7 protein-coding genes and 2 pseudogenes are annotated in these 26,880 nt (G+C 76.2%); 8 read left to right on the top strand and 1 reads right to left on the bottom strand.

Features of this window, described 5'->3' with window-relative positions:
• Positions 1-384 precede the first annotated feature (384 nt).
• From leuS to ACIQI7_RS11780, 6 genes and pseudogenes are all read left to right on the top strand, one after another.
• Positions 385-3,273: a leucine--tRNA ligase gene (gene leuS, locus ACIQI7_RS11805; protein WP_401107820.1), complete on the top strand. Its 2,889-nt coding sequence runs from the start codon at positions 385-387 to the stop codon at positions 3,271-3,273.
• A gap of 339 nt (positions 3,274-3,612) precedes the next feature.
• On the top strand, positions 3,613-4,428 hold the full coding sequence (locus ACIQI7_RS11800; protein ID WP_401107819.1) for a hypothetical protein: 816 nt from the start codon (positions 3,613-3,615) through the stop codon (positions 4,426-4,428).
• An 83-nt stretch (positions 4,429-4,511) separates the two neighbouring features.
• Complete coding sequence (locus ACIQI7_RS11795) at positions 4,512-5,357, top strand: DegV family protein (protein ID WP_401107817.1); 846 nt, start codon at positions 4,512-4,514, stop codon at positions 5,355-5,357.
• Positions 5,358-5,523: 166 nt separating this feature from the next.
• Positions 5,524-6,567, top strand: a complete 1,044-nt coding sequence (locus ACIQI7_RS11790; protein ID WP_401107815.1) for a helix-hairpin-helix domain-containing protein — start codon at positions 5,524-5,526, stop codon at positions 6,565-6,567.
• A 118-nt stretch (positions 6,568-6,685) separates the two neighbouring features.
• Entirely contained in the window at positions 6,686-9,340 is a 2,655-nt protein-coding gene (locus tag ACIQI7_RS11785) for a ComEC/Rec2 family competence protein (RefSeq protein WP_401107813.1), read from the top strand.
• Between the two features lie 595 nt (positions 9,341-9,935).
• Positions 9,936-12,560 (top strand): annotated as a pseudogene (locus ACIQI7_RS11780) (type I polyketide synthase); the annotation flags it as partial.
• Positions 12,561-12,678: 118 nt separating this feature from the next.
• Here ACIQI7_RS11780 and ACIQI7_RS11775 read toward each other — a convergent pair.
• Positions 12,679-12,777 (bottom strand): annotated as a pseudogene (locus ACIQI7_RS11775) (hypothetical protein); the annotation flags it as partial.
• Between the two features lie 41 nt (positions 12,778-12,818).
• Here ACIQI7_RS11775 and ACIQI7_RS11770 point away from each other — a divergent pair.
• Both ACIQI7_RS11770 and ACIQI7_RS11765 read left to right on the top strand, forming a co-directional pair.
• Entirely contained in the window at positions 12,819-19,691 is a 6,873-nt protein-coding gene (locus ACIQI7_RS11770) for an SDR family NAD(P)-dependent oxidoreductase (protein WP_401108035.1), read from the top strand.
• A gap of 86 nt (positions 19,692-19,777) precedes the next feature.
• Entirely contained in the window at positions 19,778-26,836 is a 7,059-nt protein-coding gene (locus ACIQI7_RS11765) for an amino acid adenylation domain-containing protein (RefSeq protein WP_401107811.1), read from the top strand.
• The last annotated feature ends 44 nt before the right edge of the window (positions 26,837-26,880 follow it).

Raw genomic sequence — 26,880 nt, 5'->3', positions numbered from 1 at the left:
GGGGTCGTCGGTGGTCGGCGGTGCGGCGGCCGCGTCGGCCGGGGGCGGGTGCGGGGTGGTCGGTGGGGGCGCGGCGGTGGCCGCGACGGCCGGGTGCGGGGGCGTCGGTGGGGGCGGTGCGGCCGCCGGGTCGGCCGGGCGGTGCGCCCGGGAGCGCGCCGACCCGCTTGCGGTACCCTGAGCCCATGCGAACCGTGCGCCTGCTCCTTAGCCGGCCGCGCTGACCAGGACCGGTTGAGCTTTCGGGCGGTGCCGGAGTCGGCGTGGCGTCCCCTCCTGCGAGGGGATTTTTTGTTTTCCGCCCCCGACCTCGTCCCGGGCCGGGTCCTCCGGGCCGGCCGCCTGTCCGGTTCGCCAACCGACATCGATGGAGCTTGAAGGACCATGAGCGAGACGACCCCTGCGTCCGGCGCGGCCGAGACCGTGACCGAGCCGTTCCGGTACAGCGCCGCGCTGGCGGCCGAGATCGAGTCCCGCTGGCAGGACATCTGGGAGAAGGAGGGCACCTTCCACGCCCCCAACCCCACCGGTGCGCTGGCCGACCCGGCGGCCGGCGACGTCGCCGCGAAGCCGCACAGCTTCATCATGGACATGTTCCCGTACCCCTCGGGCGCGGGCCTGCACGTCGGCCACCCGCTGGGCTACATCGCCACCGACGTCTTCGCCCGCTACCAGCGGATGACCGGCCACAACGTGCTGCACACGCTGGGCTACGACGCCTTCGGCCTGCCCGCCGAGCAGTACGCGGTGCAGACCGGCACCCACCCGCGGGTCTCCACCGAGGCCAACATCGCCAACATGCGCCAGCAGCTGCGCCGGCTGGGCCTGGGCCACGACCCGCGCCGCTCGATCTCCACGATCGACCCGGACTACTACCGCTGGACCCAGTGGATCTTCCTGCAGATCTTCAACTCCTGGTACGACGCGGACGCCCGCAAGGCCCGTCCGATCACCGAGCTGGTCGCCGAGTTCGAGTCCGGCGCGCGTGAGCTGCCGGGCGGGCGCGCCTGGGCCGAGCTGTCCGTCGCCGAGCGCGACGAGGTGCTGGGCGAGTACCGCCTGGCCTACGCCAAGGAGGTGCCGGTCAACTGGTGCCCGGGCCTGGGCACCGTACTGGCCAACGAGGAGGTCACCGCGGACGGCCGCTCCGAGCGCGGCAACTTCCCGGTGTTCAAGTCCAACCTGCGCCAGTGGATGATGCGCATCACCGCGTACTCGGACCGGCTGATCGAGGACCTGGACCTGCTGGACTGGCCCGAGGCCATCAAGCTGCAGCAGCGCAATTGGATCGGGCGCTCCGAGGGCGCCCGGGTCGACTTCGCCGCTCCCGGCGACCAGAAGATCACCGTCTTCACCACCCGGCCCGACACCCTGTTCGGCGCCACCTACATGGTGCTGGCCCCCGAGCACGGCCTGGTCGACTCGATCGTCCCCGCCGCCTGGCCCGCGGACGTGCCCGCCGAGTGGACCGGCGGCGCCGCCACCCCCGCCGAGGCCGTCGCCGCCTACCGCGCCGCGGCCGCCGCCAAGTCGGACGTCGAGCGGCAGGTCGAGGCCAAGGTCAAGACCGGTGTCTTCACCGGCGCCTACGCCGTCAACCCGGTCAGCGGCGCGTCCGTCCCGGTGTTCATCGCCGACTACGTGCTGATGGGCTACGGCACCGGCGCCATCATGGCCGTCCCCGCCCACGACCACCGCGACTTCGCCTTCGCCCGCGCCTTCGCGCTGCCGATGCGCTGCGTCGTCGAGCCGACCGACGGCCGCGGCACCGACCCGGCCGAGTGGGACGACGCGTTCGACACCTACGACTCCGTCATCGTCGACTCCGCCCGCGCCGAAGGCGACCTGTCGCTGGACGGCCTGAGCGTCGTCGACGCCAAGGCCGCCGCCACCGCCTGGCTGGCCGAGCGCGGCATCGGCGAGGGCACCGTCAACTACCGCCTGCGCGACTGGCTGTTCAGCCGCCAGCGGTACTGGGGCGAGCCCTTCCCGATCGTCTACGACGAGGACGGCGTCATGCACGCGCTGCCCGAGTCGATGCTGCCCGTCGAGGTCCCCGAGGTCGACGACTACTCGCCGCGCACCTACGACGCGTACGACGCCGCCTCCTCGCCGGAGACCCCGCTGTCGCGCAACGAGGCCTGGGTCAACGTCGAGCTGGACCTGGGCGACGGCGTCAGGAAGTACCGCCGCGAGACCAACACCATGCCCAACTGGGCCGGTTCCTGCTGGTACGAGCTGCGCTACGTCGACCCGTCGAACACCGCGAAGGTCGTCGACCCGGCCAACGAGAAGTACTGGCTGGGCCCGACGGAGACCAAGCCGGCCGGTGGCGCCGACCTGTACGTCGGCGGCGCCGAGCACGCCGTGCTGCACCTGCTGTACGCGCGCTTCTGGCACAAGGTGCTGCACGACTTGGGCCACGTCTCGTCCGTCGAGCCGTTCCACAAGCTGTTCAACCAGGGCATGATCACCGCCGACGTCTACCGCGACGAGCGCGGCTTCCCGGTGCCCGCCGCCGAGGTCGAGGAGCGGGACGGCCAGTACTCCTGGCAGGGCGAGCCGGTCAAGCGCGAGGCCGGGAAGATGGGCAAGTCCCTGAAGAACGCCGTCGCGCCGGACGACATCGCCGACGAGTACGGCGCCGACACGCTGCGGCTGTACGAGATGTCGATGGGCCCGCTGGACGTCTCCCGTCCGTGGGACACCCGCGCCGTCGTCGGCTCGTACCGCTTCCTGCAGCGCCTGTGGCGCAACATCGTCTCGGAGACCACCGGCGAGCTGGTCGTCACCGAGGAGGAGCCGGACGACGCGACGCTGCGCGCCCTGCACAAGGCGATCGACGGCATCCGCGGCGACATGGCCGGGCTGCGCTTCAACACGGCCGTCGCCAAGGCCATCGAGCTGAACAACTACCTGGTCAAGCGCGGCTCCACGCCGCGGACGGTGGCCGAGCAGCTGGTGCTGATGGTCGCTCCGCTGGCCCCGCACGTCGCCGAGGAGCTGTGGCGCCGCCTGGGCCACGGCGAGTCGCTGGCGCACACCGACTACCCGGTCGCCGACCCGGCGTACGTGGTGGACGAGACGGTGACCTGCGTGATCCAGATCAAGGGCAAGGTCAAGGCGCGGCTGGAGGTCGCGCCGGGGATCTCGGACGCCGAGCTGGAGGCGCTGGCGCTGGCGGAGCCGGCCGTCGTCGCGGCGATCGGCGGGGCCGAGGTGCGGAAGGTGATCGCGCGGGCGCCGAAGCTGGTGAATATCGTCACCGGCTGAGTGTCGTCGTGGGGCTGCGGGGGCTGTAGCCGATGTGGCTGTGGTCGCTGTTGCTTCGGGAGTTTCGGGCGGGCGTCCTTCGGGGCGCCCGCCCGGCGTTTGCGGGGCGGGCGACCGGTGTCTGCGGGGCGGGGCGCTCGGCGGGTTCGGGGCGCCCGCCCGGCGGTTTCGCGGTGGTCGGGGGCCCTCGGGGAGATCCCGGATCTGACCCTGATCTCCGTCCGCCGGGGCCTCTCGGGCTGCCCCCGGGCGGGTCCCGGCGGCTACCGTGGAACCCTCGGCGATGCGGCCCGCGTTGGGCCCGGTGAGGGCCGGAACGACGGCGGAAGGTGGCGCGCGATGGACGTGTTCGGCGTGATGATCGGCCTGGTCCTGCTCTTCGGGGTCGCGGTGATGGTGCTGGCCGTGGTCGGCACGGTCAAGGCCGCCAAGGCCGTCGGCGCGAAGATCGAGAAGCACGAGGCCAACGCCCGGCGTGCCGTGGAGAACGCCACGCTCAAGGCGAAGACGTACACCAAGGTCGGTCCGCCCGCCCAGATCGCCTCCGTCCGGCTGGGCCTGCGAACCTCGCTCGACGGCACCCGGCAGGTGCTGGAGAGCGGCCTCGCCCAGGACGGCCAGCTCGGCGAGGCGCTCGCCCTGCTCAACCGGCTCGACGCGCACGCCGCCGAGCTCGACGGCGAGCTGCGGACGCTGGAGCGCGAGCCCGACACGGCGCGGATCGCCGCCAAGCTGCCGGAGCTGCGCGAGCGGGCTGAGCGGATCACGCACTCGGCGGAGACCATGCGCTGGGCGGCGCAGGACCGGATGCACCGGTTCGCGGACGACGAGCTGAGCCGGCTGAGCCAGGAGTGCGAGAGCGAGGCGGGCGCGCTGCGGCACTGGGATGTCGCGGGGGGCGGGGCGTCGTCGAGGGCGTCCGCTTCGTCGGCTCCTTCAGCTTCGTCCGCTTCCGGGGTGTCGGGTTCGGCTGCTTTCGGTCCGGCGGGTTCGGGGCCTGGTGGTTCCGCGGGTGCGGCGCGGGCCGGGCTGACCGACGGTAAGGGGCGCCCGAGTGCTGAGGAGCTGCTCGGGCTCGCCGATCCGCTGGCCAAGCTGGCGCAGCGGCTGCGCAAGCCCTCGGCCGGGCCTTCGGCAGGACCGTCCGCGGGCTGAGCCGGCGGTGCGTCGCGGCGCCCCCGGCCGGTGCCCGGACCGGGCGCTGTCCTCCCGGACCGACGGGGAGTAACCTCCGGCTCATGCCCTCCGACCTCGCGCTTGTCACCGATTCCACGGCCTATCTGCCGCAGGAGACCCTCGACCGGCACGGGATCACGGTGGTCCCGCTGAGCGTCGCGGTCGGTGACTCGGTGCTGAGCGATGGCGTCGAGGTCTCCCCGAAGGACGTCGCCGAGGCGCTGCGCGGCAAACAGCGGGTGACCACGTCCCGGCCGAACCCGGAGACCTTCGCCGCCACCTACCGGGCGGCCGCCGAGGCCGGGGCCAAGGGGATCGTCTCCGTGCACATCTCGGGCGAGCTGTCCGGCACCGTCGAGGCCGCCCGGCTGGCCGCCGCCGAGGCGCCCGTACCCGTGCGGGTGGTGGACAGCCGACTGGTCGGAATGGCCCTCGGATACGGGGTGGTGGCGGCGGCCGAGGCGATCGCGGCCGGGCAGGGCCTGGCCGAGGCGGCCGAGGCGGCCGACCGACGGGCGGCCCGGAGCAGCGGGTTCTTCTACGTCGACACCCTGGAGCACCTGCGCCGGGGCGGCCGGATCGGGGCGGCGCGGGCGCTGCTCGGCTCGGCCCTGGCGGTCAAGCCGCTGCTGCACCTGGACGGCGGGCGGATCGAGCCGCTGGAGAAGGTGCGGACGGCGTCGCGGGCGATCGCGCGGCTGGAGGAGATCGCGGTCGAGCGGTCGGGGGAGCAGGAGGTCGACATCACCGTGCACCACCTGGCCGCCGAGGACCGGGCCGAACCGCTCGCGGAACGGCTGCGGGCCCGGGTGCCGGGGCTGCGGGAGCTGTACGTGGGCGAGGTGGGGGCGGTGATCGGCGCGCACGTCGGGCCGGGGTTGCTCGCGGTGGTGGTCGCGCCGCGCTGAGGCGGGCGGTCGGTGGTGCTGGTCGGTCAGGCTGATCGGCGAGTGGTCAATTTCGGACGGTCCCGCTCGCTCCTGTGAGTGACATTTTTTATCCACAACCCCTGGGTTATCCACAGGGTTTCGTTATTTTCCGCGCGCTCGTCGGAGGACTCCTACCGTCCTCGGCATGACGACCTTGGGCCTGGGCGCGGCGAAGCGCCATGCGATCAACGAGACGGTACGGCTGCGGATGGCCGCGCTGCTGCCGGCGGCGGGGGACGAGCCGGAGGGCGGCTCGGGCGGTGGTGCGGCGGGCGGTTCGGCCGGTGGTGCGGGGGGCGGTTCACCGGGGGCGGCCCCGGCGGCGGCGGGGGAGCGGGCGGCGGCTGCCACCGGGCCTCCGTCGCTGCAGCCGTCGCCGTCACCGCCGTCACCGCCGTCGCCGTCGGCGGTGGGTGTGCCGGTGCCGTCGGATGCGGATGTTGCGGCGGACCCTGCGGAGGCGGGGGCGCGCCCGCGGTTCTCGCCGTTCTCCCCGTTCCCCTCGTACGCCTCGGCGCTGGCGCTCGACCGGCGTGCGGTGGCCGGGCTGGCCATCCTGCTGCTGTTCGCGGTCGGCTACGCGGTGCAGCACTTCTGGCTGGCCCGGCCGCAGACGGTCGCCGTGCCCGCGCTGGCGGCGGTCGCGGCACCGTCGGGGGCCGAGCCGTCCGTCCCCGCCGGCGCCGCTGCCGTCGACTCCAGAGCCGGGCCCGGCACCGCTGCCGAGGCCGCCGCCGGTGCCGTGGCAGGCGTCGTGGTGGACATCGGAGGGCGGGTCCACGTCCCCGGCCTGCACACCCTGCCCGGCGGCTCCCGGGTCGCCGACGCCCTGCGGGCGGCAGGCGGTCCACTGCCGGATACGGACACCAGGAACCTCAACCTGGCCCGCGTCCTGGTGGACGGCGAGCAGATCCTGGTCGGCGAACAGGCACCCGTGCCCGCCCAGGCCGTCGGAAGCGGGAGCGGGAGCGGACCTCCGGGCCCTGCCGCGCCCCGACCACCCGTCAGCCTCAACCGCGCCACGCTCGAACAGCTCGACACCCTCCCGGGCGTCGGCCCCACCCTCGCCCAGCGCATCCTCGCCTACCGCACCTCGCACGGCTCCTTCCGCACCCTCGACCAGCTCCGGCAGGTCAGCGGCATCGGCGCCCGCACGTACGCGGAACTCCGTCCGCTGCTCACGCTCTGACGCCGCCACGCCTGTCGGCTCTGCCCGCTCCCCTGTCCTGTGTTCCCTGTCCGCTTTCCCGCTCGTCTCCCCGCTCGTCTCCCCGCCCGTTTCCCGGCCACCGAAGGGAGGTACCACCATGTCCGTCGCCGCCGTGCCGGTGGGTCCGGCCGCTGCGCCCCGCTCACCGGGAGCCGACTTCCGGCTGCTGCTGCCCGCCGTCTCGGCGTGGGCGGTCGCGGCGGCGCTGCTGCGCCTGGAGCCGGGGTACGAGGCCCTCGTCCTCGCCGCGGCGGGCCTTGCCGTGCTCACGGGCGTCCTGCTGCTCACCAGGCCGGGGGTGCTGCGCCGGCGCGGGCCCACGGCGACGCTGGCCGCCGTCCTGCTCACCGGCGCGGCGGCCGCGATCGCCACCCCGCTGCACACCGCCGACCTCCACCGGGGGCCGCTGCCGGAACTCGCCCGTGCGTCCGTGGCCGCCGAGCAGCGGGCGCCGTCCCCGGTGGTGGAGGTGGAGCTGACCATCGCGGGGGACCCGAAGATCCACACCTCCCGGGGCGGCCCCACCGGCGGGCAGACGCTCCTCACCGTCGACGCGGTGGCCGACCGCGTCACGGTGCTCCCGTCCGGGCCGGCCACCCGTACGCGTACGCCGGTGACCGTCATGGTCCGAGGGGCGGAGGGCGGGCCCTGGCAACGACTGCTCCCGTCCCAGCGGCTGGCGGTGGAGGCCGAGGTGCAGTCGGCGGGGGAGGGCCACGACACCGAGTCCGCCGCGCTGCTGGTCGTCCACGGGCCGCTCCGGCAGCTGGCGCCGCCGAGCCTGCCGCAGCGGATCGCCGGCCGGTTGCGCGAAGGCCTGCGCTCGGCCACCGACGGACTGCCGGCGGACGCGCGCGGGCTGCTCCCGGGGCTGGTCGTCGGCGACACCTCGCGGCTGCCCGACGACCTCGAAGACGCCTTCCGGGCCACCGACCTGGTCCACCTGGTGGCGGTCAGCGGGGCCAACCTGGCGATCGTCCTCGGCGCGCTGCTGGGCCCGCCCGGGCAGGCCGGCACCCCGGAGCGGCGCGGGCTGGCCGCGGTGCTGGGACTGTCGCTGCGCACCGGCGCCCTGCTCGGCACCGCGCTGACACTGGCCTTCGTCACCGTCTGCCGGCCCGAACCCAGCGTGCTGCGGGCGGCCGGGACAGGGCTGATCGGCATGCTGGCCCTGGCCACCGGCCGTCCCCGCCGGGCGGTGCCCGCGCTCGCCGGGGCGGTCCTGGTCCTGGTCCTGCTGGACCCGTTCCTGGCGCGCTCCTTCGGCTTCCTGCTCTCGGTGCTCGCCACCGCCGGGCTGCTGATCCTCGGACCGCACTGGGCCGAGGCCCTGCGGGCCCGCCGATGGCCCCACCACCTGGCGGGCGCGCTCGCGGCGACGGCGGCCGCTCAGGCGCTGTGCGCGCCGGTGACGGTGGTGCTGTCCGGGCACATCAGCCTGGTCGGCATCCCCTGCAACCTGCTGGCCGAGCTGGCGGTGGCCCCGGCGACGCTGCTCGGGTTCGGAGTGCTCGTCCTGCAGCCGCTCCTCCCGGACCTGGCCCGTCTGCTCGCGGAACCGGCCGGGGTGCCGGTCGGCTGGCTCGCCCTGGTGGCGCGCCGCGGCGCCGAACTTCCGGGCGGGCAACTGGCCTGGTCAGGAGGGTGGTTCGGGACGGTGACGGTCGCGTTGGCCGTCCTTGGAGCCTGCTGGGCGGCACCACTCCTGCTGCCCCGACGGCCGGCGCCGGGGAGCCCGGCGCCCGCTCGCCGGCGCTGGGTGCGAGCCCTGGCGGCGGGGGCGCTGACGGCGGTCCTGCTGGCCGTGCTGCTGCGCCCGCCGCAGCTCACCCGGATCGCCACCGGCTGGCCGCCGCCGGGGTGGCGGCTGGTGATGTGCGACGTCGGGCAGGGCGACATGCTGGCCCTCGCGACGGGGACGCCGGGCAGCGCGGTGGTGATCGACACCGGCCCGGATCCGAACGCCGCGGACAGGTGCCTGCGCGACCTCGGCATCACGACGGTCCCCTTACTGCTGCTGACGCACTTCCACGCCGACCACGTCGAAGGCGTGCCGGGGGTGTTGCGGGGCCGCAGGGTCGGCGCGGTCGAGGGCACCACGCTGGACGACCCACCCGGCGAGGCGGCCCGGGTGGCGGGCTGGGCGGCAGGTGCCGGCCTCGCACTGCTGAGAGCCGGTCGGGGCGAACGGCGTTCGATCGGCGCGGAGTTGGCCTGGGACGTGGTGTGGCCCGTCCCCGGCGCGGCCGCCGAGGCGCCGGGGCCGAACAACGCAAGCGTCGCATTGATGGTGTCACTGACAGGAGGACTACGGATGGCACTGCTCGGAGATCTCGAACCGCAGGCCCAGTCGGCCCTGTTGGGCCGGGTGGGGAGGGCGGACATCGTGAAGGTGGCGCACCACGGGTCGGCCCACCAGGACTGGGACCTGGCCGGCGTCCTGCGGCCCCGACTGGCCCTGATCTCCTGCGGACAGGGCAACGCGTACGGCCACCCGTCCCCGAGGACGGTCGACCATCTGCGCGCGCTCGGCGCCACCGTGCTGCGCACCGACCGGGAGGGAGACATCGCGGTGACGGGTGACTCCCCGGCCGCCCTCGGCGTGGCCGTCCACTCCCAGCCCGCGCACACCGCCCACCGCCCCCGTAGCCACGGCGGGCCCGGCGGGCCCGGCGGGCCCGGCGCCCACGCCTCCGTAGCCCACACCCACCCCGAGCGGACGTCCTCCGCCCCGCGAGCCCCGCCCGCGTGACCCCCGCGCTCACCTCCTCCCATCAACCAGGTGGGGCGTGGGAAGGGTGAAGGGGGTTGTGGGAGGAGGTGCGGCGCAAAGCCGGCAGAAACGTTCCGGCGCGCTCCGGGCTCGGCCCGGAGCGCGCCGGAGAAAAGACCGCAAGCCCGGGGGCAAAGGGCACCCCGCAGCGAGGCGCCGCAGGAATCGCAAGTAGCCGGAAGACAGTTGCGGCGCGCTCCGGGCAGGCCCGGAGCGCGCCGCAGAAAAGCCTCACCTCCTGGCCAGGTGGCGGCCGGGGCTCCGGGGCGGACGGTCCGCGGGCTGGAGGGTGGCTGTGCCCGGTATGTCGGGGATGTGTGGGCCCCTTCGGGGTTCAGCAACGCACGATCATGAACCCCCGGGACGGCTTCCGGTGGTGTTCGGCCCGGGGGCATCCTCGTGGGGCGGGTGCCGGTGCCCAGGTGGGGGCCGGTGTTTTCTCGTGACCGGAGTCGCCGCTCGGTGAGTTCGGCATGCCGGTTCGCGGAAACCGAAGGAATTTCAGGAGCGGCCCCGGGTGGGTCGTTCGGCGGTTTGTCGGGGCCTTTCTCTGGATTCACTGCGGGGTGCATCGATGGTGGACAGTGCTGGTTGTCGTGGCGCGGGTGCTCTTCCGCCGCACGCGGTCGCGGTGGTCGGGATCGGCTGCCGCTTTCCGCAGGCGGACGGGCCGGCGGCCTTCTGGCGGCTGCTGCGCGGCGGTGGTGACGCGGTGTCCGAGCGGCGGGGTGGCCGGGGGCCGGTGCGCGGCGGGTTCCTGGACCGGGTGGACGGGTTCGACCCCGAGTTCTTCGGCATATCGCGCCGCGAGGCCGTGGCGATGGACCCGCAGCAGCGGCTGGCCCTGGAACTCGCCTGGGAGGCGCTGGAGGACGCCCGTACCCTGCCGGGCGATCTGGCGGGCAGCCGGACGGGCGTGTTCCTGGGGGTGATCGCGGACGACTACGCGACGCTGCTGCACGGGATGGGCCCCGAGGCGGTGACCGGGCACACGCTGACCGGGCTGCAGCGCGGGGTGACCGCCAACCGGATCTCCTACACGCTGGGCCTGAACGGCCCGAGCCTGGTGGTGGACACCGGCCAGTCGTCCTCGCTGGCCGCCGTGCACCTGGCGTGCGCGAGCCTGCGCAGCGGCGAGTCCGAGCTGGCCCTGGCCGGCGGGGTGAGCCTGATCCTCGCGCCGGAGAGCACCCTGGCGCTGGAGCGGGCCGGAACGCTGTCGGCGGACGGGCGCTGCTTCACCTTCGACGCCCGCGCCAACGGCTACGTCCGGGGCGAGGGCGGCGGGGTGGTGGTCCTCAAGCTCCTGGAGGCCGCCGTCCGGGACGGCGACCGCATCCACGCCGTCATCCGCGGCAGCGCCCTGAACAACGACGGTGCGACCGAGACGCTGCCCACCCCGGGCCGCGCGTCGCAGGAGCGGGTGGTCCTCGCGGCCTGCGCCGACGCGGGCGTCGAGCCGGGCGAGGTCCAGTACGTCGAGCTGCACGGCTCGGGGACGCGGGCCGGCGACCCGGTCGAGGCCGCCGCGCTGGGCGCCGCGCTGGGCTCGGCTCGTCCGGCCGAACTCCCGCTGCTGGTCGGGTCGGTGAAGACGAACATCGGTCATCTGGAGGGCGCGGCCGGAATCGCCGGGTTCATCAAGACCGTCCTGTGCCTCGGCGGGCGCGAGCTCGTCCCCAGCCTGAACCACGTCGGGCCCGGCGAGCGGGTCCCGCTGGAGGAGCTGCGGCTGCGGGTGAACACCGAGACCCGACCCTGGCCCGCACCGCCGGAGGCGGATGGGCGACTGGCGGAGTCGGGCGGGCAACCGACGGAGTCGGGAGGGAAGCCGCTGGAGTCGGGCGGGCGACTGGTGGCGGGAGTGAGCTCGTTCGGGATCGGCGGGACCAACTGCCATGTGGTCCTGTCGGATTGGACGGATGCCGAGGCCGTCGACGAGCAGGAGGAGGCCGGGGCGCTGCCCTGGGTCCTGTCCGGGCGTGACGAGGCCGCGCTGCGCGACCAGGCCGACCGGCTGCGCGCCCAGGTGGCGGCGCGCCCGGAGCTCGGGGCGGCCTCGGTGGCCCGGTCGCTGGCCGTGACCCGCACCGCGTTCGAGCACCGCTGCGTCGTCGTCGCGGACGACCGGGACGGCTTCCTCGCCGAACTGACGGCCCGGTCGGCCGGGCAGCCGTCCGCGGCCGTGGTGGAGGGCCGGCACGAGGGACCGGCGGTCCGGCCGGTCTTCGTCTTCCCCGGCCAGGGCTCGCAGTGGACGGGCATGGCGGCGGAGCTGATCGAGACCTCCCCGTTCTTCGCCGAGCGGATCGGCGAGTGTGCGGAGGCCCTGCGCCCGTACGTGGACTGGTCGTTGGCCGACGTGCTGCGCGGCGCTCCCGGTGCGCCGGCGCTGGAGGGCGACGAGGTGATCCAGCCCGCGCTGTGGGCGGTGATGGTGTCGCTGGCCGCGCTGTGGCGCTCGGCCGGGGTGGAGCCCGCCGCCGTGGTGGGCCACTCGCAGGGCGAGATCGCCGCCGCCACCGCCGTGGGCGCCCTGTCGCTGCGGGACGGTGCGCGGATCGTGGCCCTGCGCAGCCGGGTGCTGAGCCGGATCGCGGGTGACGGCGGCCTGCTGTCGGTGGAGCTGCCGGTCGAACGGGTGGAGAGGGATCTCGCGACGGCCGGCCTCACGGCGGGCGACCCGGCGACGGCAGGCGGCTCCGGGCTGTCGGTGGCGGCGGTCAACGGGCCCGCGCACACGGTGGTCGCCGGGCCGACGGCCGCGCTGGACGCGCTGGCCGCCCACTACGGGCAGCAGGTGCGCACCCGGCGGCTCGCGATCGACTACGCCTCGCACAGCGCGGCCGTCGAGGGGCTGCGGGAGGATCTGCTCGCCGCCTTCGCCGGGATCGCCCCCCACTCCACCGACGTGCCGTTCCACTCGACCGTCACCGCCGCACCGGTCGACACCGCCGAGCTGGACCCCGGGTACTGGTTCCGCAACCTCCGCGAGCCGGTGCGGTTCGGGCCGGCCGTCGAGGGCCTGCTGAACGCGGGCCACTCGACCTTCCTGGAGATCAGCCCGCACCCGGTGCTGGCGATGGGCGTCCGGCAGGCGATCGACCTGCGCGGCGGGGAGGGCGCCGCGCTGGGCACGCTCCGGCGCGGCCACGGCGGCCGTCGCCGGTTCCTCACGGCGGCGGCCGAGGCCTTCGTCCGCGGTGTCGCCGTGGACTGGTCCGCGCTGCTGCCCGACTCGGCACCGCTCGCCGACCTGCCGACCTACCCGTTCCAGCGCCGCTCCTGCTGGCCGTCCGGGATGCCCGGGGCCGGGCTCACCGAGTCCGAGCAGGTGGCCGAGCGGGCCACCGGGCCGGCGACCGGACAGTCGGTCGAGCAGTCGGCCCAGCAGCAGGTCGAGCGGTCGGCCCAGCGGACGGCCGGGCAGACGGCGGGACAGTCGGTCGAGCAGCCGATCGGACAGCCTGCCGGACAGCCCGCCGGGAAGACTCCGCCCCCCGACGGAGGGTCGGCCCTGGAGCTGGTCCGGAGCCTGACCGCCGTCGTGCTCGGTGCCGGCTCGGCCGCCGACGTCCGGCCCGGGCGGACGTTCCGCGAGATGGGCCTGGACTCGGCCATGACGCTCGAACTGCGCGACCGGCTGGCGGCCGCGACGGGGCTGAACCTGGAGAGCACCGTCCTGTACGACCACCCGAGCCCGGCCGCGCTGGCCGCCGCGGTGGCCGGGCTCACCGCCACCGCCGCCCCGGCGGTGTCCGTACCGGAACGCGCCGCCGTCGAGGCCGACGACCCCGTGGTCATCGTCGGCATGGCCTGCCGCTTCCCCGGCGGGGTGCGCTCCCCCGAGGACCTGTGGGACCTGGTCGACGCCGGCACCGACGCCGTCGGCGACTTCCCCGACGACCGCGGCTGGGACCTGGCGGCACTCCACCACCCGGACCCGGACCGGGTCGGCACCTCCTACGTCCGCCGGGGCGGCTTCGTCCGGGACGTACCGGACTTCGACGCGGAGTTCTTCGGGATCAGCCCGCGCGAGGCCCTGGCCATGGACCCGCAGCAGCGGCTCCTGCTGGAGGTCGGCTGGGAGGCGCTGGAGCGCGCCGGGATCGACCCCACGGCGCTGAAGGGCAGCCGGACCGGCGTGTTCGCCGGGGCGATGCACTCCGGCTACGGGCCGAGTATGGAGACGGCCGGGCACGGCGTCGCCGGGCACCTGCTGACCGGCACCAGCGTGAGCGTGGTCTCCGGTCGGATCGCCTACGTCCTCGGCCTGAACGGGCCCGCGCTGACCGTGGACACCGCGTGCTCGGCGTCGCTGGTCGCCCTGCACCAGGCGGTACGGGCGGTGCGGGCCGGCGAGTGCTCGCTCGCGCTGGCCGGCGGGGTCACCGTCATGGCGACCCCCGGCATGTTCGTGGAGCTGTCCCGTCAGCGGGTGCTGGCCGCCGACGGCCGCTGCAAGGCCTTCTCCGCCCGGGCGGACGGCACCGGCTGGGGCGAGGGCGCGGGCATGGTCGTGGTCGAGCGGCTCTCGGACGCCCGCCGGCACGGCCACCCGGTGCTGGCGGTCGTGGCCGGCAGCGCCGTCAACTCCGACGGCGCCTCCAACGGGCTGTCCGCGCCCAGCGGCGTCGCCCAGCAGCGCGTGATCGAGGACGCCCTCGCCGACGCCGGGCTCGCGCCCCGCCAGGTCGACGCCGTGGAGGCGCACGGGACCGGCACCGCCCTCGGCGACCCCATCGAGGCCAACGCCCTGCTGGCCGCCTACGGCCGGGACCGGGAGCGGCCGCTGTGGCTCGGGTCCCTCAAGTCCAACATCGGGCACGCCCAGGCCGCGGCGGGCGTCGGCGGCGTGATCAAGATGGTCCAGGCGATCCGGAAGTCCACGCTGCCCGCCACCCTGCACGTCGACGAGCCGTCCCCGCACGTGGACTGGACGGCGGGCTCGGTGGCCCTGCTCGACCGGGCCCGGCCCTGGCCGGAGACCGGTGAGCCGCGGCGCGGCGGCGTCTCCTCGTTCGGGATCAGCGGCACCAACGCGCACGTGATCCTGACCCAGCCGCCGGCCGAGCCCGGGGCGCAGGCCGTGGACGAGCCGGTGCGGCCGGCCGTGGTGCCGGTCGTCCTGTCGGCCCGGACCGCGGACGCACTGCGCGAGCAGGCCCGGCGGCTGGCGTCCGGGCGGCTCGACCCGGTGGCCGCGGCGCCGGCCCTGACCGCCCGGGCCGCCCTGGACGAGCGCGCCGTGGTGGTGGCCGCCGACCGGTCGGAGGCCGAGCGGGCCCTGGCCGCGCTGGCCCGCGGCGAGGAGGCCCCCGGCCTGGTCACCGGCCGGGCCGGCGAGCCGGGCCGCACCGTGCTGGTCTTCCCCGGGCAGGGCGGCCAGTGGCGCGGGATGGCGGCGCGGCTCGCCGCCGAGAGCCCGGTGTTCGCCGCCCGCCTGGCCGAGTGCGAGCGGGCGCTCGACCCGTACGTCGACTGGTCGCTGACCGACGTCCTGGCCGGCGCGCCGCTGCTCGACCGGATCGACGTCGTCCAGCCCGCGCTGTGGGCGGTGATGGTGTCGCTGGCCGAGCTGTGGCGGGAGGCCGGGGTCGTCCCGGACGCCGTGGTGGGCCACTCCCAGGGCGAGATCGCCGCCGCCGTCGTGGCCGGGGCGCTCTCCCTGGAGGACGGCGCCCGCGCCATCGCGCTGCGCAGTTCCCTGGCCGTCGACCTGATGGGCCGGGGGATGATGGCCGTCGTCCCGCTGCCGGCGGCGCGGGTGCGCGAACGCCTCGGCACGCTGACCGGGGCGGTGAGCGGTGCGCTGAGCATCGCCGCGGTCAACGGGCCGGCCACCACCGCCGTGGCCGGCGCCCCGGACGCGATCACCGCCCTGGTCGAGGGGTACCGGGCCGAGGGCGTCAACGCCCGGGTGATCCCGGCGGCCTACGCCTCGCACTGCCCGGCGGTCGAGCCGATCCGGGAGAAGCTCCTGGCCGGGATGGCTCCGTTGACGCCGCGCACCGGCGGGATCGCGCTGATGTCCTCGGTCACCGCCGACTGGCAGGACGGCGCCGGGCTCGACGCCTTCTACTGGTACCGGAACCTGCGGCACACCGTGCGCTTCCAGGAGGCGGTCGAGGCACTGGTCGCCTCCGGCCACACCACTTTCGTCGAGGTCGGCCCGCACCCGGTGCTGAGCGGCAGCATCGGCCAGATCCTGGAGGAGGCCGGCGCCGACGGGATCGTGACCGGCTCGCTGCGCCGCGACGACGGGGGCCTGCGCCGCTTCCTGACCTCCGCCGCCGAGGCCCACGTCCGCGGCCTGCCCGTCGCCTGGGAGCGGCTGACCGGGACGGCCGCCGGCCCCGTCGACCTGCCCACCTACCCGTTCCAGGGCCGCCGCTACTGGCTCACCGGCGCGGCCGGACCGTCCGGCACGGCCGGCCTCGGCCAGGCCCCGGCCGACCACCCGCTGCTCGGCGCGGCCGTCGAACTCGGCGACGGCGAAACGGTGTTCACCGGACGGCTGTCGGCCCGCAGCCACCCCTGGCTGGCCGACCACGCCCTCGCCGGGTCGGTCGTCGTGCCGGGCACCGTGTTCCTGGAACTGGCCCTGCACGCGGGCGCCAAGGCCGGGACGCCGCGGATCGAGGAACTGACCGTCGGCACACCGATGGAGCTGCCCGCGGACGGCTCCGTCGACCTGCGCGTACGGGTGTCGGGTGCGGACGGCGACGGGCTGCGGACCTGCCGGATCTCGGGCCGGGCGACCGGCGGGGAGTGGATCGAGCACGCCACCGGCACCCTGGGCACCGACCGCGCCCCGGCATCGGCTCTCGCGTCCGCGTCGGCTCCGGCTCCGGCTCCGGCTCCGGGCACGGTCCCGGCCCCCGCCGCGTGGCCGCCGGCCGGTGCGACGCCGGTGCCGCTGGCCCGGATGTACGAGGACCTCACCCTGCGCGGCCACCAGCACGGGCCGGCCTTCCAGGGCCTGCGGGCCGCCTGGCGGCGCGACGGCGGCGAGCAGTACGCCGAGGCCGTCCTGCCCGAGCCGGCGGCCGCCGACGCCGGGGCCTACCGGCTGCACCCCGCCCTGCTGGACGCGTCCCTGCACGGCCTGATCGCCGCCGCCGCGGACCACGAGGGGCGGGCCGTCCAACCGCTGCGCTGGCGCGGAGTGTCCCTGACGAACGGTCCGGACGGTCCGAGCAGTGCGAACGGTCTGAGCGGTACACCTGGCACAGCCGGTACCACTGGTACGCCCGGCAGCCGTACGTCCCTGAGAGTGCACGCCGGGGCCGCCGTGGACGGCGGCCTCCCGCTGACCCTGTTCGACGCCGCCGGGGAGCCGGTGGGCCGGGTCGAGTCGCTGGAGCTGCGCCCGGTCGCGACGGGCCGCCCGGCCGACCCGGCGGCCGCCGCACGCGACTCGCTGTTCGCCCTCGGCTGGCAACCGCTGCCCGAGCCGACGCCCGGACCGCTGCCCGGACCGGCCTCCGGACCGACGCCCGGACCGACGGACGGTCAGGTGCCGGTCGTCCCCTGGGACACCCTCGACCTCGACACCCTCGACCCGGCCGGACCCACCGCCGTGACCTGCCCCACCGGCGAGACCGGAGAGACCGGAGAGGACGACGAGGCCCGCCCCGACCCGGCGACGGCGGCCAGGACCGCCGTCCACCGCACCCGCGACCTGCTCGGCCGCTGGCTCGCCGAGGACCGGCTCGCCGGCGCCCGCCTGGTGCTGGTCACCCGGGGCGCGGTCGCCGTCCGGCCCGGCGAGACCGTCCGGGACCTCGCCCAGGCGGCGGTCTGGGGCCTGGTGCGGACCGCCCAGGTCGAGCACCCGGGCCGGTTCACCCTGGTCGACCTGGCCCCCGGCACCACCTCCCCGGCGGCCGACCCGAAGACCGACCCGACGGGAAGCCCGCAGAACACCCCGCAGCGCACCCCGGCGGTCCCGGCCGCCGCACTGGCCCCGGACGAGAACCAGCTGGCCGTCCGCGACGGCGCCGTCCTGGTGCCCCGGCTGGTCTCCGCCGCGGGCGACCCCGCGCTGCGGCCCCCGCAGGACGCGGCGGCCTGGCACCTGGACATCCCCGAGCGCGGCACCCTCGGCGGCCTGGAGCTGCGCCCCTGCCCCGAGGCCGCCGCCGAACCCGGCCCCGGCCGGGTCCGGATCGCGGTCCGCGCCGCCGGGCTCAACTTCCACGACGTCCTGGGCGTGCTCGACATGCACCCCGGCGACCCCGGCCCGCTCGGCCTGGAGGGCGCGGGCGTGGTCACCGCGACCGGCCCGGGGGTGACCGGCCTGGCCGTCGGCGACCGGGTGATGGGCCTGTTCCCCGCCGCGTTCGGCACGGTGGCCCAGGCCGACCACCGCACCCTGGTCAGGATCCCGGACGACTGGTCCTTCACCCGGGCCGCCGCCGTGCCGGTCGCCCACCTGACCGCCCTGCACGCCCTGGTCGAACTGGGCGGTGTGGGCGCGGGCGACCCGGTGCTGATCCACGCCGGTGCGGGCGGCGTCGGTCTGGCGGCCGTCCAGCTGGCCCGGCACCTGGGCGCGGAGGTCTTCGCCACCGCCGGCCCCGCCAAGTGGCCGGCGCTGCGCGCCCTCGGCCTGGACGACGACCACCTCGCGTCCTCCCGCGAGCCGGGCTTCGGCGCCCGTTTCGGCGCCCGCCTCGCCGCGGACGGCCGCCGCATGGCGCTCGTCCTGAACTCGCTGACCGGCGAGCTCGTCGACGAGTCGCTGCGGCTGCTGCGCCCCGGCGGACTCCTGGTCGAACTGGGCCGGACCGACCAGCGCGACCCCGCCGAGGTGGCCGCCGCGCACCCCGGCGTGCGCTACCGGGCGTTCAACCTGCTGGAGCTGCCGCCCGAGCACCTCGCCCGCCTGCTGGGCCGGACGGTCGAGCTGTTCGCCCGGGGCGCGTTCGGCTGGCCCGCCGTCACCGACCTGGACGTCCGGCGGGCGCCCGAGGCCCTCGGGCTGCTGCGCCAGGGCAGTCACGTCGGCAAGGTGGTGCTCACCGTCCCCCCGGTCCTCGACCCGGACGGAACCGTGCTGATCACCGGCGGGACCGGCGCCATCGGCCGGGCCCTGGCGCGGCACCTGGTCACCGGGCACGGCGCCCGACGGCTCCTGCTGGCCGGCCGCCGCGGCGGCGACGCGCCGGGAGCCGCCGAGCTGGCGGCCGAGCTGTCCGGGCTCGGCGCCGAGGTGGCGTTCGCGGCCGTGGACGTCGCGGACCGGGCCGCCGTCGCCGCGATGATCGTGGCCGTCCCCGGCGGGCACCCGCTGACCGCCGTGATCCACGCGGCCGGGGTGGTCGACGACGCGCCGGTCACCTCGCTCACGCCCGCGCAGATCGACCGGGTGATGCGGGTCAAGGCCGACGGCGCCTGGCACCTGCACGAGCTGACCGCCGGCCACCCGCTCACCGCCTTCGTCCTGGTCTCCTCGGTGATGGGGACGCTCGGCGGCGCCGGCCAGGGCGGCTACACCGCCGCCAACGCCTTCCTCGACGCGCTCGCCCGGCACCGCCGGGCGCAGGGCCTGCCCGCCCTCGCGCTGGCCTGGGGCCTGTGGGGCGACCAGGACGGCATGCTGGGCGCCCTCGGTGACGCCGATCGCGCCCGGTTCGCCCGGGCCGGGCTGGTGGAGATCGCCCCCGAGCACGGCCTGGCCCTGCTGGACGCCGCGCTGCCGTCGCCGCACGCCGTCCTGGTGCCCGCCCGGCTCGACCGGGACGTCCTGCGCGACCTCGGGCCGGACCTCCCGCCGGTCCTGCGCGAGGTGGTGGCGGCCGCCGGGGCGGGGCGGGCCGGGAACGGCCCCGGCCGGCGGCGGAACCGGCCGTTGCGCGAGGAGCTGAGCGGCCGGACGGCCGGTGAACGCGCCGACGTGCTGGCCGATCTGATCCGGGCCCACATGGCCGCCGTCCTGGGCTCCCGGCCCGAGGCGATCCCGGACGACCGGCCGTTCGGCGAGCTCGGCTTCGACTCGCTCACCTCGGTCGAGTTCCGCAACCGCCTGGGCGCGGCGACGGGGCTCAAGCTCCCGCTCACCCTGCTGTTCGAGGCGCCGACGCTGCCCGAGCTGGTCGCCGTCCTGGACGACGGACTCGTGCCGCCCGTCGAGGCCGCCGGGCCTGTCCGGGACACCGTGCCCGTCGCGGACACCGGGCCCGTCCAGGGAGCGCCGTCCGTCCAGGGAGGCCCTTCCACCCCGGAACAGCCGTCCGTCGGGGACCTCGACGAGGACGTGGCGGCGCTCGTCGAGGCCGCGACCGCCGAGGAACTCCTCGACTTCATCGACCGCGAGCTCATCTGACCCCCGCCCCGCCGCGAGCTCATCTGACCCCCGCCCCACCCCGCCGCGAGCCCACCGCACCCCCACGGAGGAAGGACCGATCCGTCATGGCATCAGCATCGGACGAGAAGCTGCTCGGATACCTCAAGCGCCTCACCCTCGACCTGCACGAGGCGCGCGGGCGCCTGCGCGAACTGGAGGAGGGGGAGCGGGAGCCGATCGCGATCGTCGGCATGGCGTGCCGGTACCCGGGCGGTGTCGACTCGCCCGAGGCGCTGTGGCGGCTGCTGGCCTCGGGCGGGGAGACGGTCGGCGCGTTCCCCCGCGACCGGGGCTGGGAGGAGGGGCTGTACGACCCCGACAACGGCGGGCGGAGCCTGACCGGCTCGGGCGGATTCCTCTACGACGCGGCGGAGTTCGACGCCGGCTTCTTCGGCATCAGCCCGCGCGAGGCGCTGGCCATGGACCCCCAGCAGCGGCTGCTGCTGGAGACCGCCTGGCGGGCCTTCGAGGACGCCGGGATCGACCCGGAGTCGGTGCGCGACACCGAGACCGGCGTGTTCACCGGCCTGTCGAACCTCGACTACGGGCTGGGGCTCGGCGAGGTGCCGGAGGAGGCCGAGGGCTTCCTGACCACCGGGGCGGTGGGCGGCGCCGCGTCCGGCCGGATCTCCTACACCTTCGGCCTGCGCGGCCCGGCGATGACCGTGGAGACGGCCTGTTCGTCCTCGCTGGTCGCGCTGCACCTGGCCGTCCGGTCGCTGCGCGGCGGCGAGTGCGAGATGGCGCTGGCGGGCGGTGCGACGATCATGTCCACCCCGCAGCTGTTCACCGAGTTCACCCGGATGCAGGGCGTGTCACCGGACGGGCGGTGCCGCCCCTTCTCGGCCGGTGCCGCCGGCAGCGGGCTCTCCGAGGGCGTGGGCGTGCTGCTGCTGGAGCGGCTGTCGGACGCGCGGCGGCGCGGCCACCAGGTGCTGGCCGTGGTGCGCGGCAGCGCGGTGAACCAGGACGGTGCCAGCAACGGCTTCACCGCGCCGAGCGGGGCGGCGCAGCAGCGGGTCATCCGGCAGGCGCTGGCGGACGCGCGGCTGTCGCCCGGTGACGTCCAGGTGGTGGAGGCGAGCAGCACCGGCACGGAGCTCGGCGACCCGATCGAGGCGCGCGCCCTGCTGGCCGCCTACGGCCGGGACCGGGAGCGGCCGCTGAAGCTCGGCTCGCTGAAGCCCAACATCGGGCACTCCCAGGCAGCGGCGGGAGTCGCCGGGGTCATCAAGACGGTGCTGTCGATGCGTCACGGCATCCTCCCCGCCACCCGGTACGCGGACGATCCCACCCCGCACGTCGACTGGTCGGCGGGCGCGGTCGAACTGGTCGCCGAGCAGACGGAGTGGCCCGAGACGTCGGGGCCCCGGCGCGCCGGGGTGTCCTCGCAGGGCATCAGCGGCACCAACGCCCACGTGATCATCGAGGAGGCCCCGGCCGCCCCGGCGCCGGAGCCGTCCGAGGAGGCCGGGCCGGGCGGCCCGCGGCTGCTGACCCTGTCGGCCAGGACGCCCGCCGCGCTCGCCGAACTCACCGACCGCTACACCGAGTTGCTTGCGGGCGAACCGGGCGGAGCCGGTGATCCGCTCGGTGCGATCTGCCGCGCCACCGGTCTCGGCCGGGCGCACTTCCCGCACCGGCTCACGGCCGTCGCCTCCTCCTGTTCCGAGCTGCGGGACCTCCTCCTGCGGACGCGCCGGGGGGAGGAGCCGCCGCCCGGCGTCCGCGTCGGCACCCGGACGCCGGAGAGCGGCCGGGGCCCGGTGTTCCTCCTCACCGGGGCCGACGGCCCCCTGGCCGGGCCGGACGCCGAGGCGGTCGCCGTCCTGGCCGAGGCCGAGCCGGTCTTCCGCCGCGCACTGGACCAGTGCGCCGAGGCGCCCGGCGGCCGGCTCTCGCCGTTCGCCGTCGGGTACGCGCTCGCCGAGCTGTGGCGCTCGTGGGGGGTGCGGCCCGCCGCCGTCCTTGGCCACGGCACGGGCGAGCTGGTGGCCGCGTGCGTCATGGGCACGATGAGCCCGGAGGACGCGCTGGTGGCGGCCCGGAGCGTGCCGGACGCCGCCGGTCCGGACGCCGCCGGTCCGGACGCCGCCGGTCCGGACGCCGCCGGTCCGGACGCCGCCGGTCCGGAGCGGTTCGGGGCGGCCCTCGCCGCGCTGCTGCGGGACGGTCACCGCGCCTTCGTGGAGCTCGGGCCCGCCTCGCCGCTGCTCGACGAGGTCCGGGCGGCCGGGGACACCGCCGTCCTGCCGTCGCTGCGCCCGGGGGAGGACGCCCGGCGCACCCTGCTGGACGGCCTCGGCGCGCTCTACACCCGGGGCGTGCGGATCGACTGGGCGCGGGTGCACGGCGAGCCCGGCGGGCCGCCGGTTCCGCTGCCCGGGTACCCGTTCCAGCGCGAGCGCTACTGGCTCTGGACCGGCGGCCCCCGCCGGGGCGGGGCTCCGGCTGCCCCGGACGGGTCGCTGGTCGCGCAGGTACGGCTGGTCGGCCCCGACGGCACGCCGGTGGCGCTCGCCGACGGGGTGCGCCTGGAAGCGGTGCCGGACGCCCCCGCGCCCGTCCGGGCGGCGGGGGAGCGGGAGCCCGCCGCTCCCGGGACCGAGGACGTGGTCGAGCTGGTGGCCGGCATCGTCGGCCGGGCGCGCGGCGCGGCCGTCACCGGCGACGACCGGGACCTGCCGCTGCGCCGCCTGGCCGTCGACTCACTGATCGCGACGGACATCCGGCAGACCCTCGCCCGGCGGCTCGGCGTGGACCTGCCGCTGCGCGAGCTGCTGGACGGCCGCAGCGTCACCGCGATCGCCCGGGCCGTCCAAGCCGCCCAGACCGCCCACCACAACAACAACGACGGCGGCAGCGGCGGCGGCGAAGGCGGCCGGCCCGGGGCGGCGCTGGTCGCCGATCCGGCGGCCCGCCACGAGCCGTTCCCGCTCACCGACCTCCAGCAGGCCTACCTGGTCGGCCGGACCGACGCCTTCGAACTCGGCAACGTCTCCACGTCCTTCCTGGTCGAGGTGGACCTGACGGACACCGACCTCGACCGGCTGACCGCCTCCTTCCGACAGCTCGTCGACCGGCACGACATGCTCCGCGCGGTCGTCTCCCGGGACGGGCACCAGCGGGTGCTCGCCGAGGTCCCCGACTACCGGATCGCCACCGTCGACCTGCGGGCCTGCGACCGGGCCGACCGGGAGCACCGCCTGGCCGGGATCCACCGGGAGATGCGGGACCAGGTCTTCGACACCGAGGTCTGGCCGCTGTTCGACGTCCGGGCCACCCTGCTGGACGCCCGCACCACCCGGCTGCACCTCAACTTCGACGCGCTGATCGTCGACGGCCGCAGCTCCGGGCTGCTGTTCCGGGAGTGGGCGCAGGCCTACCGCGACGGGACGCCCGCGACCCCCGCCCCGGCCGTCACCTACCGCGACTACGTGCTCGCCGCCGCCGAGGCGGACGCCGAGCGGCGCGAGACCTCGCTCGCCTACTGGCGGGCCCGGGTCGACTCGCTGCCGCCCGCCCCCGCCCTGCCGCTGCGCCCGGGCCCGGCGCCCCGGAAGCCGCTGTTCGTCCACCGCACGGCCCGGGTGGAGTCCGGGGCGTGGCGGCGCTTCAAGGAGCACGCCGCCGTGGCGGGCCTCTCGCCCTCGGCCGCGCTGTGCGCCGCGTACGCGCAGGTGCTCGGGGCCTGGAGCGCCTCGCCGCGCTTCACGCTCAACCTGCTGGCGTTCCACCGGCGGCCGCTGCACGAGGACGCCGGCCGGGTGGTCGGGAACCTCAGCTCCACCACCCTGCTGGAGGTCGACGCCGCTCCCGGCGAGGCCTTCGTCCACGGCGCCGCGCGCCTGCAGGACCAGCTGCTGGCCGACCTCGAACACGGCCACGTCAGCGGCGTCGAGGTGCTGCGCGAGCTCAACCGCACCCGGGGCGGGACGGGCCTGGCGGGCATGCCGGTGGTCTTCACCAGCACGATCGGCTTCTCCGGCGGCGGCTTCGCCGGTGACGGTTTCGCCGGCGACGGTGACGGTGGCCTCCCCGGCGGTGGCGTCGCCGACCGCGGCCTCGCCGACGACGCCGAACGCGGGGCGCTCACCGCGCTGACCACCCTCGGCACCGCCGGCGAGCTGGCCTCCAGCTCGGTGCGCACCCCGCAGGTGTGGCTCGACCACCAGGCCCTGGAGGAGGCCGGGGAGCTGGTCCTGAACTGGGACGTGGTGGAGGAGGTGTTCCCCGACGGCGTGGTCGACGGGATGTGGGAGGCCTACCTGGACCTGGTGCGGGACCTCTGCGGCGAGGGGGCGTGGCGCCGCCCGCCGTCCGTGCCCGCGCCGGCGGCCGACCTGGAGGTCCGCCGGGCCGTCAACGCCACCGACGGCCCGGTCCCCGCCGAGCTGCTGCACGACGCGTTCCTGCGGCAGGCCGCGGCCCGGCCGGACGCGCCCGCCGTGATCACCGCCGCCCGGACGCTCAGCTACCGCGAGGTGGACCGCCGCTCCGACCGGATCGCCCGCCGGCTGATCGGGTACGGCGCAGGGCCGGGCGTGCTGGTCGGCATCGTGATGGACAAGGGCTGGGAGCAGGTCGTCGCGGCGCTGGCCGTCCTCAAGACCGGGGCCGCCTACGTGCCGGTCGACGCCGCGATGCCCGGGCCCCGGCTGCGGATGATCGTGGAGAGCGCCGGGATCGGCCTGGTGCTGACCCGCTCGGCCGTGGCGGCCGGGCTCGACCTGCCGGACGGCGTCCGCGCGCTGCACGTCGACACCGAGCCGGAGGACACCGGCGCGGAGGGTCCGCTGCCGCCCTCCCCGGCCCGGCCCGAGGACCTCGCGTACGTGATCTTCACCTCGGGCTCCACAGGGGTGCCGAAGGGCGTGATGATCGAGCACACCGGCGCGGTCAACACGATCCAGGACGTCAACGACCGCTTCGGCGTGACCGGGAACGACCGGGTGCTGGCGCTGTCCGCGCTCAACTTCGACCTCTCGGTCTACGACGTGTTCGGCCTGCTCGCGGCCGGCGGCGCGGTGGTCCTGCCCGACGCCTCGGCGCAGCGCGAGCCGGCCGCCTGGCTGGAGCTGGTGCACCGGCACCGGGTGACGGTCTGGAACAGCGTCCCCGCGCTGATGGAGATGTTCGTCGAGCACCTGCGGGCGCTCGGCGGCGGCCCGTCCTCGCTGCGGGTGGTGATGATGAGCGGCGACTGGATCCCGGTCACCCTCCCGGGCGCGATCGCCGGGATCCTGCCGCAGGCGCGGATCCACAGCCTGGGCGGCGCGACCGAGGCCTCCATCTGGTCGATCCTGCACCCCGTCACCCAGGTGGACCCGGACCGGACGAGCATCCCGTACGGCCGGCCGATGCGGAACCAGCGCTTCCATGTGCTGGACGAGGCGCTGCGGCCGCGCCCGACCTGGGTCCCCGGCGACCTGTACATCGCCGGCACCGGCCTGGCCCGCGGCTACCTCGGTGACGACGCGAAGACCCGGGCGGCCTTCCTGCGCCACCCGGCGACGGGGGAGCGGCTCTACCGAACCGGCGACCTCGGCCGCTACCTGCCGGACGGCGACATCGAGTTCCTGGGTCGCGCCGACTTCCAGGTGAAGATCCAGGGCCACCGGATCGAACTCGGCGAGGTCGAGGCGGCGCTGCTGCGCCACCCGGGGGTCCGGGCGGCGGCCGTGGTGGCCGAGGGCGAGCGCGGGGGACCGCGGCGGCTCGTCGGGTACGCGGTGGCGGACGCCTCCGAGGAGGAGCTGCGCGCGGCGCTCGGCCGGGAGCTGCCCGGCTACATGGTGCCCGCCCGGATCGTCCCGCTGGCGGAGCTGCCGCTGACCGACAACGGCAAGGTGGACCGCCGCCGGCTGCCCTCGCCCGGGCAGGCGGCCCCGCGCTCCGGCGGGCCGGTCGCCCCGCGCGACGCCGCCGAGCGGCTGCTCGCCGGGATCTGGGCCGAGTTCTTCGGCGCCCGCGGCGGGGCGGCCGGCGCCGCCGCCGACCCCTTCGGCGGCCCGGCCGACCCCGACGGCGGCCGCCCGGACTCCCCTGACTCCGGCGTCACCGCGGACGACTCAGGCGTCCCCGCCAACGACTTCGACGTCACCGCGAACTTCTTCGACCTCGGCGGCGACTCGATGCTCGCGGTGCGGATGATGGCCCGGATCCGGCAGCGCACCGGTCGCTCGCTGCCGGTGGCCGCGCTGCTCGCCCGGCCGACCGTCGAGGCGCTGGCCGAGGAGCTGCGCGACCGGGCGGGCGAGGACGGCCGGACCGGCGACGAGGGCCGGTCGGCCCTGGTCACCGTCCGGGGCACCGGGACCAGGCCGCCGCTGTTCCTGGTCCACCCGGTCGGCGGCGACGTGCTCTGCTACGCCGGGCTCGGCGCCCTGCTGGACGAGGACCAGCCGGTCCACGCCCTCCAGTACCCCGAGCAGGACCTCCGGCAGGACTCCGAGCAGGACCCCCGGCGCGACCCCGCCGCGGAACCCGCGCCGCTCACCGTGGCCGAGCTCGCCGCGCACTACGCCGACGCGATCACCGCACGGTTCCCGGACGGCCCGTACCGGCTCGGCGGCTGGTCGATGGGCGGCGTGATCGCCCTGGAGACCGCCCGGCTGCTCACCGGGCGGGGTGCGGTGGTCGAGCTGGTCGCCGCCGTGGACCTGCTCGAACCGCCCGGCCGTACCGAGCCCGCCGCCGAGCCGGCGCTGCTGGCCCGGTTCGCCCGCGACCTGGCCGGGCTGGCCGGCCGCGACTGGAACCCCGGTCCGGCCGAGTTCGAGCCCACCGGCGGCCGCTCCCCGATCGAGGAGCTGCTGACCCGGGCGCGGCGGGCGGGGGTGCTGCCGGAGGAGATCGACGCCGCCACCCTGGAGCGGCTCGCGGGCCGGTTCCTGCGCCTCAGCCGGGCGCTGGCCGAGCACGACCCCGTCCCGTACCGGGGCCGGGTCCGGCTGCTGCGGGCGATGGACGGCGCCACCACCGCCGCCACCCGGCAGTGGCTGGACCTGCTCGGCGACCGGGCGGAGAGCGTCGACGTGCCCGGCGACCACTACAGCGTCATGCGCGCCCCCTACCTCCACACCCTGGCGGCCGAGCTCGACAAGGCGCTGAACGACCTGTGACCCGGACCAGCGCAACGTCCCGAACCCATCGCCCGACGCCCTCG

Origin of the sequence: Kitasatospora sp. NPDC092039, from assembly GCF_044756065.1 — a bacterium.
Taxonomy (GTDB): Bacteria; Actinomycetota; Actinomycetes; order Streptomycetales; family Streptomycetaceae; genus Kitasatospora.
This window is presented reverse-complemented; position numbering and strand designations above follow the sequence as displayed.